Genomic DNA, 14,872 nt, shown 5'->3' with positions numbered 1-14,872 from the left:
GCATTTCAAACAACACCCGACAACAACCACCACAAGCGGATGATTGATACATCGAATGCTTTCACCAAAACAAAATATTTCGGCACTGACATTCATCGACACACTGTTGAGTTCTCAAAGAACACGCACACACCGTCACTACCGTTTGCACGGTAACTTCGGGGCTTACACGCTCGAACCCCAGACATGACTCATCACTTTCGAGCCTTGCCTGGGTTGTTCAGTGCATACTCCGTACAACCTCGTTGTCCCAGTCCGTGAAGACCGGGTCGGTGTCCGTGTCGCTCTGACTCGACAAAAGTTACGCGAAGACCAACGCTTACGCAAATCGCCTGGTCAGATGTAATTTTCGTGTGAACATCTGCCGCATGCCTTGATCAGACGATCGCTACGGCATCGATTTCGACCAACATCTCTTCCCTGGGCAGTCCTGTGAACACTGTGGTGCGGCTCGGTAGAACGTCCCCCGACGTATGTGCCGACACGAACTGGCCGTAGGCGTCGTTCATGGTCGAGAAGTCCTCACGCTTGGTCAGATACACCCTCAGCATGACGACGTCGTCGAATGTCGCACCGCTGGCCTCGACGATCGCTTTGACGTTCTCGAGTGTGCGGGTCGTCTGCGCAGCTACATCGCCTGGATACAGGTATTCACTGGTGGCCGGGTCGACCGGCCCCTGCCCCGAGACCTGAACGAACGGCCCCTTTCGGACTCCCTGGGAAAATGTGTGGGCAGGTGCGGGCGCACCTGTGGTGCGGATTTCGATCTTCTCACTCATTGTGTTCCTTCCTTCGAGCTCTGGTTCTGTGTTCTGTGGTCCTGGGCTTCTTGCGGGTGCCATCCCAATCCTGCGGAGATCGCCGCCGCGGCGTGCTGCACTTCGGGGAGCGTGGCAAGCACTTGCTGATGATCGAGCACCATGTCGGGCACGGACATCGATACCGCTGCCACCACGTCACCGGTTCCGTTGCGCACTGCGCATCCGATGCAGTTGACGAAGGACTCGTGCTCCTCGCGGTCTTCGGCGAACCCCTGCTCGCGCACGAGGTCGAGCTCGCGAAGGTAACGCTCGGCCGTCGTAATGGTTCTTTCGGTGAACGGCGTGTAGGTGATGTTGCGTGCAATCTGCACACGCTCCGCCTCCGGCCGCGCCGAGATGAGGACCTTCCCCACAGCTGTGCAGTGGAGCGGCGCAGGCTTTCCGATTCGCGAATACATCCGCACGCTCTGCTGGGCGTCGAACTTGTCGATGTAGATGACGACGCCGGCCTCGTAGGTGGCGAGGTGGACGGTTTGGCCGGTGATCGCGTTCAGTTCGGACAAGTGCGGCCGGGCGATGCTCCGAACATCCCGCTGTTCGAGCGCATGGTTGGCGAGCTCGAACAGCCTGGATCCGAGCTGATATCGGTGATCCGCGTCGTGCTGGACGAATCTGTCGGCTTCCATCGTGCGAAGCAGCCGCAGCACGGTCGTCTTGTGGACCTCGAGGACCGACGCCAGCTCGTCGAGCGACTGCGGTCCGTCGCCGAGCAAGCCGAGAAGTGTCATCGCCCGCGCCAGACTCTGACTCATTTCGACACCTCCGAGTGACGCGCGGCTGTGGCCGCGTAGTCCAGCCTCGCCCAATCGGCATCGGCCAGTTCGGCCAGTTTCGACAGCACCGCCAGGGGAAGCACCGAGGCGATGTCGTCGTGGCCGGTCAAGGCACCCGCCGCGCACAGGTGACCGAACCGAACGCGCTCGACGGAACTCATGCCCAACAGCAATCCGGTCAGATATCCGCCCGCGAACGCGTCTCCGGCACCGATCTTCTCGACTACGTGGAGCTTCAGCGCCGGTACGTCGATCCGAGAGGTCCCCTCGAATGCCGTCACGGTGTGCGCGTCGTTCTTGATCACCAGGTGGTGTGGTTGCGGAAACATTTCGCGCAGCTCGGCGGGATCGGATGTGCCGAACACCAGCGCAGCTTCGTCGGCACCCATGAACACCACATCGCTTCCTCGAACATGTTCACCGAGAACATCTGTGGCTGTGTCCGGCCGAGATTTCCACAGCGCAGGCCGATAGTTCAGATCGAAGCTGACGAGAGTGGGCAGATCCATCAAGTATCTCGTCAGGTCGGCGGCGGTATCGGAGATGGCCGCGGTGATTCCGGTGAAGTGGATCAGGTCGGCACGCGCGACAAGGTTCGCCGCACTCCCGTCGATGTCTGCGGGCGACAGAGCGCTCGCAGCCGAGCCGGTACGGAAGTAGGTCATCGCACTGTCTCTGCATGCGAGGTCGTGACGGTCGCCGGAACCCGACCCGCGTTGCTTCACGTACATGCCAGTGGGTCGCTCGTGGTCGCGCGTCACACCGGAGGTGTCGACACCTGCCGCGATCAACTGACCGACCAAGTACCGGCCGAATCCGTCATCTCCCACTCGAGAGATCCACGACGCATCGACGCCCAATTGACCGAACACCCTGGCCACGTTGGCTTCTGCGCCCCCGGCTGTGCGGTGGAACGTGTTCGATTTCTCCAATGGGCCCGGCTCGGCAACCAGAACGACGAGGCCTTCGCCCACACACACCGCTCGTGGTGCTTTCACGTCGATCTCCTCGAACTCTTGCGGGAACGCTGACTTTCGTTGCAGACTACAAAGCATAAACACATTGCGCAACCAGCGTTGCAAAATACGCAACGCATTTGCGGGTTTTCCGAGACCGAGGAGACGATCGTGATCGACACCGATGCCGTCGAGGCACTCAGCCGACGAGTGCTCGGACCCGAGTACAAGGCATTGCCACCCAGGTCATGGGGGCACACCATCGAGAGCTTTCTCGCCACGTCGCCGCGGCTCTCCGAGTTCACGACGCCCGTCCTCACTCTCGACCGGGCACGCATCGCGTCGAACATCTCGGTCATGGCCGAGTGGACTGCGCGCGCGGGAGTGCTGCTCGCACCCCACGGGAAGACGTCGATGGCCCCGCAACTGTGGAAGCAGCAGCTCGACGCAGGAAGCTGGGCCATCACCCTCGCAACCGGATGGCAAGTTCAGGCAGCACGCGCATTCGGGGTCGAACGCATCGTTCTTGCCAATGCCGAGATCGACCCTGTTGCGTTGACGTGGATTGCGGCCGAGCTGGATTCGCACCCGACATTCGAGTTCTACTGCTGGGCCGACAGCGTCGCAACGGTGCACGAGATGGACCGCATCCTCTCGACGCAAGGAGAACGGCCGGTCGCGGTCGTCGTCGAACTCGGTGGCCCGCACGGCCGAACCGGCGCGCGGACCACAGAAGAAGCGATCTCGGTGGCACGTGCGATCGCGTCGTCGCCGCGGCTGACTCTGGCCGGGGTCGGCGGCTACGAGGGCGCACTGAGCCACGACCGGACCGACAGCGGCCTCGCGGCGGTTCGGACCTATCTGGACAACGTGGCCGCCCTCCATCGCGCGCTCGATGCCGAGGGGTTGTACGGCGAGCACGCGATCGTGACCGCCGGCGGCAGCGCCTACCAGGACCTCGTGGTCGAGCGGTTGCACTCTCTCACCAACGAAGAGGGAGTACCTACCGACGTAGTGCTGCGCTCGGGTGCCTACGTGGTGCATGACGACGGCTTCTACTCACAGATCTCACCACTCACTCCCGCCCGCACCGACGCGCCGCTGATGTCGGCGATGCACGGATGGGCTCGGACGGTCTCCAGGCCGGAACCCGGTCTCGCACTGCTCGATGCAGGAAAGCGGGACTTCCCGTTCGACGAAGGACTGCCTGTCCCCCAATCGGTTCGGGGAACCGAGACTCTCGACTCCGGTGCCGACATCACTGCGCTGAACGATCAGCATGCGTTCCTTCGCCTACCGGCCGAGGACAGCGGGGCACTGCCGGTGGGATCGGTGGTGCGCTTGGGCCTGTCTCACCCGTGCACCGCTTTCGACAAGTGGCGTCTCATTCCCGTCGTCGACGATGCCGACAGCGACGATCCTCGCGTCGTCGATCTCGTGCACACATTCTTCTAGAGAGTCGAAACCCCATGTCCGATATCCTCTTTCGAGGTGCCGACGTCATCGACGGCACCGGGTCTCCGCGACTGCGTCGTGACGTTCTCGTACGCGACGGAATCATCGCCTCGATCGCCGAACCCGGCACCGTTCTCGGTGCCGACAGAATCGTCGATGCGACACCGGGGCAGGTCCTGTCCCCCGGGTTCATCGACATGCACGCCCATTCCGATCTGCGTCTACTGACCGATCCCGACCACTTCCCGAAGATCAGTCAGGGCGTCACCACCGAGGTCATCGGCCAGGACGGCATCGCCTACGCTCCGATCGACGACGCGACGCTCGATGTGGTGCGGCGTCAGATCGCCGGATGGAACGGCAATCCCGTCGACCTCGACTTCTCGTGGCGCTCGGTTTCCGAGTACCTCGCTCGCCTCGACGAGGGGATCACCCCGAACGCTGCCTATCTCGTTCCCCAGGGAACACTGCGGTACCTCGCGGTGGGCCCTGATCAGCGACCGGCGACGCCGTCCGAGATCGCCCACATGCAGGAGTTGTTGACGCAGGGCTTGCACGAGGGTGCCGTCGGAATGTCGAGCGGTTTGACGTACACGCCCGGAATGTACGCGGACACAAACGAATTACGCGCGCTGTGCGAGGTCGTCGCCGACTTCGGTGGGTTCTACGCGCCGCACACTCGGTCGTACGGCGCGGGCGCACTCGACGCGTACCAGGAGATGCTCGATCTCTCCAGGGAGACGGGATGTGCGCTGCATCTGACTCACGCGACGATGAACTTCGGCGTCAATCGGGGCCGGGCACGAGAGTTCTTGGACCGCGTCGATTCTGCGATCGCGGACGGATGCGACGTCACCCTCGACACGTATCCGTATCTGCCCGGAGCCACCACTTTGTCTGCGCTGCTACCGAGTTGGGCGATGTCCGGTGGCCCGGATCGCGCGCTCGAACGCCTCGACGATCCGGAGATGCGTCGACGCATCGCACAGGATGTCGACGTCGACGGGTCCGACGGCTGCCATGGCGTGACCGTCGAGTGGGAAACCATCCAGCTCAGCGGTGTGGCGAATCCGGAGCTCGATCGCTATGTCGGTCGCACGATGTCCGAGATCGCGGCCGAGGCGGGTCGGTCACCGGTGGACGTGTTCTTCGACTTCCTTCGCCGAGATGCGCTGGCCACCACGATCCTCCAGCATGTCGGACACGAGGAGAACGTGCGCGAGATCATGGCGCATCCACGTCATATGGGCGGCAGCGACGCGATCCTTGTCGGCGAGAAACCGCACCCCCGCGCCTGGGGAACGTTCCCCCGCTACCTGGGTCACTACGTTCGGGACGAGCAGTTGCTCTCGCTCGAGGACTGCATTAACCACCTGACCGGTCGTCCGGCTGCGCGTCTCCGCCTGCGCGCCCGCGGCACGATCGCCGAAGGACACGCAGCCGATCTCGTCCTGTTCGACCCGGCAACCGTGCGCGATACCGCCACGTTCGAGAATCCGAAGCAACAGGCCGACGGCATCAGCCACGTGATGGTCAACGGTGCCTTCGCTATCGACGATCGCCGTCCCACGCACTCTCTGGCAGGCCGTGCCCTGCGGATGAATCCCACCGGAAAGCAGACATCGTGAATGCACTGACCACCATTCTGGAGGACCGCGCACTGTCGGTGGTCCGTGCGCCGCACATCTCCGATCCTGCTGCGTTGGCGAATGCGCTCTCGCGCGGCGGGATTCGGGCCCTAGAATTGACCTTCACCACGCCCGGCGTGCTGGCACTGCTCCGCGCGGCATCGAACGCGGGTGCGGTCGTCGGTGCCGGCACTGTCCTGACCGCCGATCAGGCACGGTCGGCGATCGACGCGGGAGCATGCTTCGTGGTGACCCCCGGGCTGCGGCCCGACGTTGCCACGATCGTGACCGATGCCGGGATCCCGCTGATGATGGGCGCGCTCAGCCCGTCGGAGGTGATGACTGCCCTCGATCTCGGAGCGGATGCCGTGAAGATATTTCCGGCTCGCACCGTCGGGCCCGCGTATTTCAAGGATCTGCTCGGCCCCTTCCCCGACGCGAAACTCGTTCCGTCCGGCGGGGTCAACGCAGGAAATGCCGCTCAGTTCCTGGCATCCGGTGCCGTCGCAGTGACCGCAGGCACCGATGTGGTTCCACCGGCGTCGGTTGCGGCCGGCCAGTGGGACGACATCACCGTGCGAGCGCAGGCGTTCGTGGCGGCTGTCAGTGCAGACATCAAGGAAGGCTCGTCATGAATTCTGTCGTCGACTGGCTGCGAACCTCAACGCCAGGCCTACTCGTATTGTGCGGCATCGCAATTGCGGTACTGCTCATCGTCATCATCAAGGTCAAGCTCGAACCGTTCATCGCACTTCTCATCGTCGGCCTCGGCTTGGCTCTGGCTGCCGGCTTGCCCGTCAACGAGATAGTCGGCACCGCCATCAAGAGCAACGAGTCGCTTCTCGAAACCGGGTTCGGGGGCATCCTCGGGCACATCGCAGTGATCATCGGACTGGGCACGGTCCTCGGCGCGATTCTCGAAAAGTCCGGTGGCGCGCAGGCACTGACCGCCAAGCTACTGGGCGTCTTCGGGGAACGCGGAGCACCCATCGCAATGGGACTGCTGGGCTTGATCTTCGGCATTCCGGTGTTCTTCGACATCGGCATCTTCGTATTGGCACCGCTGGTGTACGTGGCGGCGCGCCAAGGCGGAAAGTCGTTGGTGCTCTATGCGCTGCCGATGCTGGCAGGGTTGTCCATGACGCACGCCTTCTTGCCACCGCACCCGGGACCGGTCGCCCTCGGTGGTCTGCTCGAGGTGAACCTGGGGTGGCTCATCCTGTTCGGATTCATCTGCGGAATACCAGGATTCATCGCCGCCGGCCTGGTGTGGGGCAACTGGATCGGCAAACGCATCATCGTCGACGTCCCCGAGGACTTCATCAACGACGGAAACGATGCGAGCACCACCGAGGGTGGAGGAGCAGGCACGGTCGCGACCAAGCGCCCGGTCGTCACGACGCCACCGTCGGTGGGCACGATCGGAGCGATCATCGCCGTTCCGCTGGTCCTGATCCTCGGCGCCACGTTCGGCAGCATTCTGCTCGATCCCGGCAACCTGCTCGAAGTGCTCACCTTCTTCGGTACCCCGGCCGTCGCGCTGCTCATCGCAGTTCTGATCGCGTTCTACGTTCTGGGCATTCGACGCGGATCCACGGTCCAGGAACTCAGCAAGCTGACCGGTGAGTCGCTGCGTCCGGTGGGCATGCTGTTGCTGGTGGTCGGTGCAGGCGCGTTCTTCGGAAAGGTCATCTCCGCCACGGGAATCGGCACAGCCCTGGCCGACACCATGGCGGCCGCAGGTCTTCCCATCATCGTGTTGGCATACATCATCAGCTGTGCGCTCAGGGTCGCCCAGGGCTCGGCAACCGTGGCCATCGTGACGACCGGCGGCATAGTCGGGCCCCTGGTGGCAGCCCAGGACTACTCGGCTCCGGCCGTCGCGCTGATCGCCATGTCCATCGCGGCGGGCTCGATCATCGCCAGCCACGTCAACGACGGCGGCTTCTGGATCATCGCGAAATTCTTCAACCTGACCGTCAAGCAGACGCTGCAAACGTGGACGGTCCTCGAGACGATTCTGTCCGTGGTCAGCTTCGCCGTCGCGGGAATCCTGTTCGCAATCATCGCCTAGAGCCAGTGGCGCGACTGTGTGCCCTCGGCGGCACTCAGTCGCGCCACTGCGTCCGCACTTGATCACCGACGAAATGTGTGTTCTCGGCAGACATTTCCCGGCTCCCCGACCGCCCGACGAGGTCATCGATCCGATCGTCCAAGCTGTGCGCTCGGGCCATCGCGTCGGACGTGCGGGCCTCGGTCTCCGAGGACTCGACCACATTCGCGAGTCGAACCAGCGCAGCGACCCGTCCGGTCAGCTGTTTCCACACCACTTCCAGTGCGCCACGCCGGGATTCGACCTGCGCTGCGGTCTCCTCGTCGACCATAGTCTCACCGATCCGATTCAGCTCGGTCGCTACCGTGCGCAGCGACGCGGCATCGACCGCGATTTCGGTGAGTTCGACGAACAGGTCCAACTGGTTGCGTTGGATCTCGAAATACGTCGACTGCCATGCCGGCGACCGCCGCACCCGATCGAACGAAGTGCCGGCGAGGAACAACAGAGTGTCGTAGCGATCGACGAAGCGGTCGTCTTTTCGATCGACGAACTGATCTACCAGTCCTGTTGCCCACTCGACCCTGTCGGCCACCAGGGTTTTGCGCGCCAGCGTGCTGACCCGATCCGTGGCCGCGTCCACCAGAGACAGGCCTCGCTCGGCGATGGGGCCGAACTTCTCCGGCGCAGGCGTCCTCGTCAACGCATCGAAGATCGCATCCCGTTGGTCCAGATCGAGGTGAACACCTTCTCGGCGCTCTTTTCGCGCCGCGCGTACTCCGGTGGCGTAGTGCCGATTGGACATCACCACGGTGGTGCGGTGGTGATTGACGCGTTTGCTCAACTCGGCAGCTCGAAGTTTGTACACCAGAGCCGATCCGGGCTTGCTCGTCGTGTCTTTGGCGAGCCACCGATCGCGTTCGTCCACCAAGTTACGGAGCGCGCCGAATCCCCCGATCGACGGCAGCAAGCGTCCGGCATGCCATCGATGGATGAGCACAGCTCGGGTGGCCTCGTCCACGCGCCCGGCCGCGATGGCGACCGCCGCCGCGTCGGACAGCGGTTCGGAATGTCCGGGCAACCGGCAGCGGGCGCAGCGGCTGTGAACCTCGTCGTCGAATCGGGCACGCTGCTCGGCCGACCCACTGCCATCGAACTCGGACATCATCTCTCCTAGGTCACGTCCAACCGACGCTGGTCCGCTCACTTTCGAGTGTTCCAGAAGTTCAGATCAGTCCGCTCAACGATTGCTCGGTCTGCGGCTTCTTCTCGGCCAGCAACGTGCGCGCCACGTCGAGCCCCTCCCAGACGTTCCACATCAGGACGCCCTGGACGACGGCATCGTCGTCGAGGTAGTACACGACGCCTTCCTTGCCGACCGTCTTCCAGTCCTCGATGACATTCAGCGTCGTGGACACCGTGCCGATCGCCTGATATCCGTCGTCGTACACGTCGGAATAGAAGTACGGGGTGTACGTGTAGGGATCTGCGGCACCGGCCATATTGCGTCCTGCGGCCTTGCCCATTTCGGTCGCGTTGTCGACATGCTCGATGCGTCGGCGACCGAGAACGGCGTCGGGGTAGTTCGCCACATCACCTGCGGCGTAGACGTGTTCGTCCTCGGTCCGGAGGAACTCGTCGACGATCACTCCGTCGTCGACTGCCAGCCCCGCAGATTCGGCCAGCTCTGTTTCGGGTCGCACACCGAGTCCGAACACGACTCCGTCCGCCTCCACGGTCGAACCGTCGTCGAGTTGAAGTTGCACGCGCGCCGACGCCTCGGCCCCTGACACGACCTTCGTTCCCCGGCGCACAGTGACGCCGTGGCCGGAGAAACCCTTGTCGAAGCCGGCAGCCAGGGTCGGCGGAAACATGTGTCCTCCGAGTACGGCATCCGAGGTGACCAGTGTGACCTTCACATCCTGAAGAGACAACGCAGCTGCAATTTCGGTGCCGATGTATCCGCCCCCGACCACAGCGATGTGATCGGCGGTCTTCGTGAGCTCGCGCAGCGCTCGGTAGTCGGCGAAAGTGCGGAAGTACACCACGCGGGGGCTGGGAGACAGTTCGATCCGGGTCGGCGTTGCACCCGTTGCCAGGAGGAGTTTGCCGTACTCGTGGCGTTCTCCGGATTCGGTGGTGACCGACGAGTTCGAGCGGTCCACCGAGGCGACTCGAGTTCCGGTGTGCACCTCCGCACCGGTGTCGGAGGCCGTGTCCAGCGAGACCTGATCGCGGCCGAAATCCGGATCGGTCCACAGCTTCTTCGACAGCGCCGGGCGGGTGTACGGCGCGTCGGGGTCTGCGCCGAGTATGCCGATGGAGCCTGACGCGTCCTGCTCGCGGATCCCGCGAGCAGCGCTGTCCGCAACCATTCCCCCGCCGATGATCAGGTAGTCGTAACGCATCGTTCACTCCTCGAAAGTTGCCGTCGTTCGCTTCCGTAGGTACCCGAACAACGCGAGAAGAATCCTTCGAGCCTTTCCCCCCGAGAACCCGCAGGTGGGGGGAACCGACCGGACTGTATGCAGCATCACACCCCGAAGAGGTTGGCCCAGGCCCGTCCAGTGGGCATCTTGGTCTGGGCGACGAAACATCGTTTTTACACGGGTCGAGCTGTAACGGTTCCGGCCGACCGAACGACTCACACCTCAGGACGCGAACAAAAGGAGACGATGTGACTGTTCAGATCGATTCGCTCGCAATTGGCACCGACAGTGCCGACATCGCGACAGCTGACGTCGACCAGCTCTTCGACGAAGTTTCAATGCTCGACGGCACCATCCTCGACGCCATCGAGCGTCGTACCCGCCTGGCGCGCACGCTTGCTGCGGCAACGTCCGGTGCCACCGAGTCGGACCAGGCAGCCGACCCCTACGCAGACCTCGGCAACGACGGCCACGTCTTCACGCGCATGCTTTCACGCCTCGCGCAGATCACGCGATAACTACACGCCCCCTTCAGCTTCGCAGTCCGCGACCCCGTCGAGCACCCGCTCGGCGGGGTCGCGTCGTGTCGGCACATCCACAACCCGATGACTTTTCGGAGCGATCGCTGTCAGTACGAGCAAGACCGTTGTTCGACGGTCCGAAGCAGCAAGTTCTTCCGGAAAAGGTGTGTATCCATGTCCCGTTTGTTGTTCGCCAACATGCCCGTCCGCGACGTCGTCGCCACCCGCGCATTCTTCGAGGGTCTCGGATTCGAGTTCAACGATGTGTTCAGCGACGAGAACTGTGCCTCGATGGTCGTCAGCGATCAGGCAACCGTGATGTTCCTGTCCACCTCTCGATTCGAGGACTTCATCTCGGACTCGATCTGCGACACGGGCTCGGCCCGGGAGGTGCTGATGTGCGTCTCTGCCGACAGTCGCGAGGAGGTCGATTCGCTCACCGACGCGGCGATCGCCGCGGGTGGATCGAAGTGGATGGAACCCCAGGATCACGGGTTCATGTACGGCCGGGCGTTCCGAGATCTCGACAATCACGTGTGGGAAGTGATGTGGATGGATCCGTCGGCCGTGCCGCAGGGCTGACCTACCTTGTCGCCCTAGAGGCGGTCGGGCAAGCCGAATCGATCGAACAGAGTCAGATCGAAGAAGCAGGCCACGTGCCCGACCCCTCTGGCATCGACATCGAGAACATGCAGCTGGAAGGCCCGGTGCACACCGTCCTCTGCCAGCATGTACAGCCCGTACGCAGGTTGACCGTTGGCCGAGGTGGCCACCATCCGCATGTCGCCTGCTCCGTTTGCGGGGCAGTTGTTCCGGATGAGAGATCCGATCGTTTCGCCACCCTGATACCACCCGACGAACGGCGGCATTTCCCATACTGCGTCCGAGGTGAACAGCGTGACCAGTCGATCGATGTCGTAGCTCTCGAAACACTCCACGTACTGGGTGAGAAGTTTCTGTAGTTCCGCGGATTCGATGGGCTCGACGTTGTCGAGCTCGGGCGCGATCTCGTCGAGACGCTCCCGTGCTCGCTGCAGGAGGCTGTTGACTGCGGTCGTCGTCGTGGCGAGAGCTTCGGCAACCTCCGACGCTTTCCACTGCAACACTTCGCGCATCAGCAGCACCGCGCGTTGCCGCGACGACAGATGTTGCAGCGAGGCGACGAAGGCGAGCCGTACGGATTCTTTCGCCACCACGATCGAGGCGGGATCGCTCGCATCCGCCAGTTCGCAATCGGCGATCGGCTCCAGCCACGGAATCTCGTTGTTCTGCACCAGTTCGTCGGTGGGACCTGAACTCGGTGCGCCCAAACCCGTCGGCAAAGGACGCTTCGCCCGGCCGTCGAGAGCGGTGAGGCAGGTATTGGTTGCGATTCGGTACAGCCATGTGCGCAGGGACGATCGGCCCTCGTACTTGGCGTACCCCCGCCACGCGCGAATGTACGTCTCCTGCAACAGGTCCTCGGCATCGTGGATCGACCCGGTCATGCGATAGCAGTGTGCGAGCAACTCACGGCGAAAGGGATCGAACTGCTCGACGAAGTCGTCCTTCTGTTCCGAGGCCACGGTCATGCGGTAGAGCGTAAACCGGACACAGGCGCACCACAGCTCGAATGCGCGCCGCCGAAAGGATCGGCGACACTTCTGCGTTAACCTCGGCATCGTGACATCGGCAACGAGTATCGACGACTTGGTCGAAGAGCTGTACCTGCAGCGTCGTCGAGCGTGGGAAGCCGCTCTCGTCACCGCGCAGAATTTCCTCGAGACCATCGCCGACGAGATTCTCGAGGACGTCGATCGAGACCGATTGAACGCGCAGATGGCACGCATCAAGGACCCGGGCAGATCGGCCGACAAATTGCGCCGCTACCTCTCCGAGGGCCGCATCACCGAACCGACCGACGCCGATGCCGTCGCCGAGGCGTTGCCCGATCTAGTCGGCGTCAAGGTGCTGTGCAAGACCCCGCGCGATCAGCTGACGTTCGTTGCCGCGCTCGAGCGTGCGTGCAACGACCCGGAATGCTCCGTACGGTTCGCGCAACCACCCACCGACTACGTCGCCTTTCCCAAGCCGAGCGGCTACCGCGCGTATCACGCCGTGCTGGTCGTTCGAGTCGCCACTCACCAGGGCGATCTCGACGTGAAGGTGGAAGTCCAGGTCAAGACGCGCCTGCAGGACGCCTGGGGCGAGCTGACACACGAGGACATGTACAAGCCCGGTGAGGCACTCAAGCCGACCAAGAAGCACACCGACTACGCCGCGCACATGGCCCACCTGCTCGATCAGGTGGATGCGATGGCCGACGATCTGGCCGCGCAGCTCGACTCGTTGACGGCCGCGTCCAAGGACGGCGGCGTGCTCGCGGCCGACCCGATTCCGAAAGATCCGGACTTCATCAGCGCCAGGGTCACCCGCACCGGCCCACGCTATGCACTTGCCGTCGGACCGGACGGCCGCAGAGGCCTCGTTCCCGCCCGATCGGTGAAAGCAGTCATCGGCTCGACCGAAAGAATTGCCGTCAACGACTACCTCGAAGTGGGCGACTTCATCGATGTGGTGGTCGAGGACTCCGAGGATGCGCTCTACTATCACCTCACCTCGCAGCCGCCCCGACGCAAGCCTGCGAAGAAACGCAAGCGCTGACCGGCGGTTCTCAGGAACATCTCACGTCGGTCCGGTAGACATGCCTTCTCGTGACCACTACCGAGAAATCCACGGTCGTCACCGATGCCGACAGTGTCGACACCGCGACCGACAGAACAGCCACCGACAGAACCGCGACCACGGACCGGCGCGCACGACTCGGCTCCGCCGAGACGCTGGTGCCTGCCGTCTCGTTCGCCGTGCTGGCGACCCTGTACGCGGTGATGTCCGTCCTCGGCCATCGCCAGCTCCGCACCTCCGGATTCGACCTGGGGATATTCGTTCAGCAGATCGCGTCGTACTCGCAGTTTCGCGCGCCGACGTCCGATCTGCTCGGCACCGGCTACAACACGCTCGGCGATCACTTCTCGCCCATCACCGCGTTGTTGGGGCCTGTCTATCGGCTGTTCCCACACGCGGAGACGCTGCTGATCGCGCAAGCGGTCTTGTTCGCACTCGCCGTGATTCCGATCAGCCGACTGGCGGTACAGAAGTTCGGCACGATCGTCGGCATCGTGATCGCCGCGGCGTTCGGACTGTCCTGGGGAGTCCAGGCTGCGCTGAACTTCGATTTTCACGAGGTGGCCTTCGCGATGCCGCTGCTGGCCATGTCCATGGTCGCGCTGGTTCGGCAGCGCTGGCTGCCGGCCTTGGCCTGGGCACTGCCGCTTGTCTTCGTGAAAGAGGACATGGGTCTGACAGTGATCGTCATCGGGGCGTTGGTGGCGCTGTGGACGACCGGACGAACCCGCATCCTGGGTGCGCTGACGGCTGTCTGGGGACTGACCTGGATGGTGCTCGCGGTCAAGGTGATCGTCCCGGCCCTGAGCTCCGACAACTCGTACGACCAGGGCTCGAAACTGCCTCCTCTGGGCGAAGGCATCGCCGATACAGCGCACGGTCTGGTTGCCGGCGATTCGCGGGCGGCCACGGCGTTTCTGCTGCTCGCGGTCACCGGCTTCTTCGCTCTGCGCTCTCCGCTACTGCTGATCGCGGTCCCGACGGTGGCATGGCGTTTTCTCAGTGACAACACGAACTTCTGGAAGCCGATCTATCACTACAACGCGATCCTCATGGTCATCGTGTTCGTCGCCCTGCTCGACGCGTTCGCGCGCAGCCACCGGCACGGTCAGCTCAGCGAACGCGGCCGGCACTACATCGTCGCGTTCGTAGCCGCGTTCGCGGTCGTCACATTGCCATTCCTGCCCATGTCACGCGTGGTGCATGCCCAGGAATGGACGATCGATCCGCAAGCCGAGACCGTCCGAGAAATCTCCGAGTGGATTCCTGCCGATGATCGAGTTGCGGCGTCGAACAATCTGGTGGCCCAACTCGTCGCCGACCACGACGTGTCGGTCTTTCCGCAGCGCACGACCGATTCGACCGTCCCGGATTGGATCGTCGTGAACCGCGAACGGCCGCCGGGTTGGCCGACGGACGAGACCGGTGATAGTCAGGCGATCAGCCGGGCGCTGGCGAGCGGATACGACGTCGTCTTCTCCGTCGACGGAATAGAGGTCCTGCACCGCGAGTGACTGCGCACGATTAGTCTTCGAACAGTCGACCTTTCGCTCGACGCATCGTGACGACAAT

14 protein-coding genes are annotated in these 14,872 nt (G+C 63.3%); 8 read left to right on the top strand and 6 right to left on the bottom strand.

Going from position 1 to position 14,872, the window contains the following annotated elements:
• Window positions 1–377: 377 nt before the first annotated feature.
• From R4P47_RS21440 to R4P47_RS21430, 3 genes are read right to left on the bottom strand one after another with little or no spacing between them, the layout of a single operon-like run.
• Entirely contained in the window at window positions 378–779 is a 402-nt protein-coding gene (locus tag R4P47_RS21440) for a RidA family protein (RefSeq protein WP_068050854.1), read from the bottom strand.
• Window positions 776–1,573: an IclR family transcriptional regulator gene (locus R4P47_RS21435; protein WP_317785672.1), complete on the bottom strand. Its 798-nt coding sequence runs from the start codon at window positions 1,571–1,573 to the stop codon at window positions 776–778. Before R4P47_RS21435 ends, R4P47_RS21440 begins: the two co-directional genes overlap by 4 nt.
• Window positions 1,570–2,592, bottom strand: a complete 1,023-nt coding sequence (locus R4P47_RS21430) for a sugar kinase (protein WP_317785671.1) — start codon at window positions 2,590–2,592, stop codon at window positions 1,570–1,572. The genes R4P47_RS21435 and R4P47_RS21430 overlap by 4 nt, the downstream gene beginning before the upstream one ends.
• A gap of 129 nt (window positions 2,593–2,721) precedes the next feature.
• On the opposite strand from R4P47_RS21430, the gene R4P47_RS21425 reads away from it, so the two are divergent.
• From R4P47_RS21425 to R4P47_RS21410, 4 genes are read left to right on the top strand one after another with little or no spacing between them, the layout of a single operon-like run.
• Complete coding sequence (locus R4P47_RS21425; protein WP_317549455.1) at window positions 2,722–4,005, top strand: alanine racemase; 1,284 nt, start codon at window positions 2,722–2,724, stop codon at window positions 4,003–4,005.
• A 14-nt stretch (window positions 4,006–4,019) separates the two neighbouring features.
• Window positions 4,020–5,633, top strand: coding sequence for a D-aminoacylase (locus tag R4P47_RS21420; protein ID WP_317785670.1), 1,614 nt, complete (start codon window positions 4,020–4,022; stop codon window positions 5,631–5,633).
• Window positions 5,630–6,268 carry a bifunctional 4-hydroxy-2-oxoglutarate aldolase/2-dehydro-3-deoxy-phosphogluconate aldolase gene (locus R4P47_RS21415; RefSeq protein ID WP_317549453.1) on the top strand — a complete coding sequence of 213 codons (639 nt, stop codon included), beginning with the start codon at window positions 5,630–5,632 and terminating at the stop codon, window positions 6,266–6,268. Before R4P47_RS21420 ends, R4P47_RS21415 begins: the two co-directional genes overlap by 4 nt.
• Window positions 6,265–7,707 carry a GntP family permease gene (locus tag R4P47_RS21410; protein ID WP_037191035.1) on the top strand — a complete coding sequence of 481 codons (1,443 nt, stop codon included), beginning with the start codon at window positions 6,265–6,267 and terminating at the stop codon, window positions 7,705–7,707. Before R4P47_RS21415 ends, R4P47_RS21410 begins: the two co-directional genes overlap by 4 nt.
• 34 nt (window positions 7,708–7,741) lie before the next feature.
• Here R4P47_RS21410 and R4P47_RS21405 read toward each other — a convergent pair whose 3' ends face one another.
• Entirely contained in the window at window positions 7,742–8,851 is a 1,110-nt protein-coding gene (locus R4P47_RS21405) for a hypothetical protein (RefSeq protein WP_317785669.1), read from the bottom strand.
• A 61-nt stretch (window positions 8,852–8,912) separates the two neighbouring features.
• Window positions 8,913–10,094 carry an FAD/NAD(P)-binding oxidoreductase gene (locus tag R4P47_RS21400; protein WP_317785668.1) on the bottom strand — a complete coding sequence of 394 codons (1,182 nt, stop codon included), beginning with the start codon at window positions 10,092–10,094 and terminating at the stop codon, window positions 8,913–8,915.
• Between the two features lie 269 nt (window positions 10,095–10,363).
• Here R4P47_RS21400 and R4P47_RS21395 point away from each other — a divergent pair, with 269 nt between their 5' ends.
• Both R4P47_RS21395 and R4P47_RS21390 read left to right on the top strand, forming a co-directional pair.
• Complete coding sequence (locus tag R4P47_RS21395; RefSeq protein WP_094640019.1) at window positions 10,364–10,633, top strand: hypothetical protein; 270 nt, start codon at window positions 10,364–10,366, stop codon at window positions 10,631–10,633.
• 177 nt (window positions 10,634–10,810) lie between these two features.
• Window positions 10,811–11,218 (top strand): VOC family protein, encoded by a 408-nt coding sequence (locus R4P47_RS21390; protein ID WP_068050865.1) that lies wholly within the window; start codon window positions 10,811–10,813, stop codon window positions 11,216–11,218.
• A 14-nt stretch (window positions 11,219–11,232) separates the two neighbouring features.
• Here the strand turns inward: R4P47_RS21390 and R4P47_RS21385 are convergent, their stop codons facing one another.
• Window positions 11,233–12,207 carry a sigma-70 family RNA polymerase sigma factor gene (locus R4P47_RS21385; RefSeq protein WP_149407768.1) on the bottom strand — a complete coding sequence of 325 codons (975 nt, stop codon included), beginning with the start codon at window positions 12,205–12,207 and terminating at the stop codon, window positions 11,233–11,235.
• Between the two features lie 91 nt (window positions 12,208–12,298).
• On the opposite strand from R4P47_RS21385, the gene R4P47_RS21380 reads away from it, so the two are divergent.
• Entirely contained in the window at window positions 12,299–13,279 is a 981-nt protein-coding gene (locus R4P47_RS21380) for a RelA/SpoT domain-containing protein (protein ID WP_317785667.1), read from the top strand.
• A gap of 50 nt (window positions 13,280–13,329) precedes the next feature.
• Entirely contained in the window at window positions 13,330–14,814 is a 1,485-nt protein-coding gene (locus tag R4P47_RS21375) for a DUF2079 domain-containing protein (protein WP_317785666.1), read from the top strand.
• The last annotated feature ends 58 nt before the right edge of the window (window positions 14,815–14,872 follow it).

The sequence above is a fragment of the Rhodococcus sp. IEGM 1370 genome (genome assembly GCF_033142325.1).
Lineage (GTDB): Bacteria > Actinomycetota > Actinomycetes > Mycobacteriales > Mycobacteriaceae > Rhodococcoides.
This window is presented reverse-complemented; position numbering and strand designations above follow the sequence as displayed.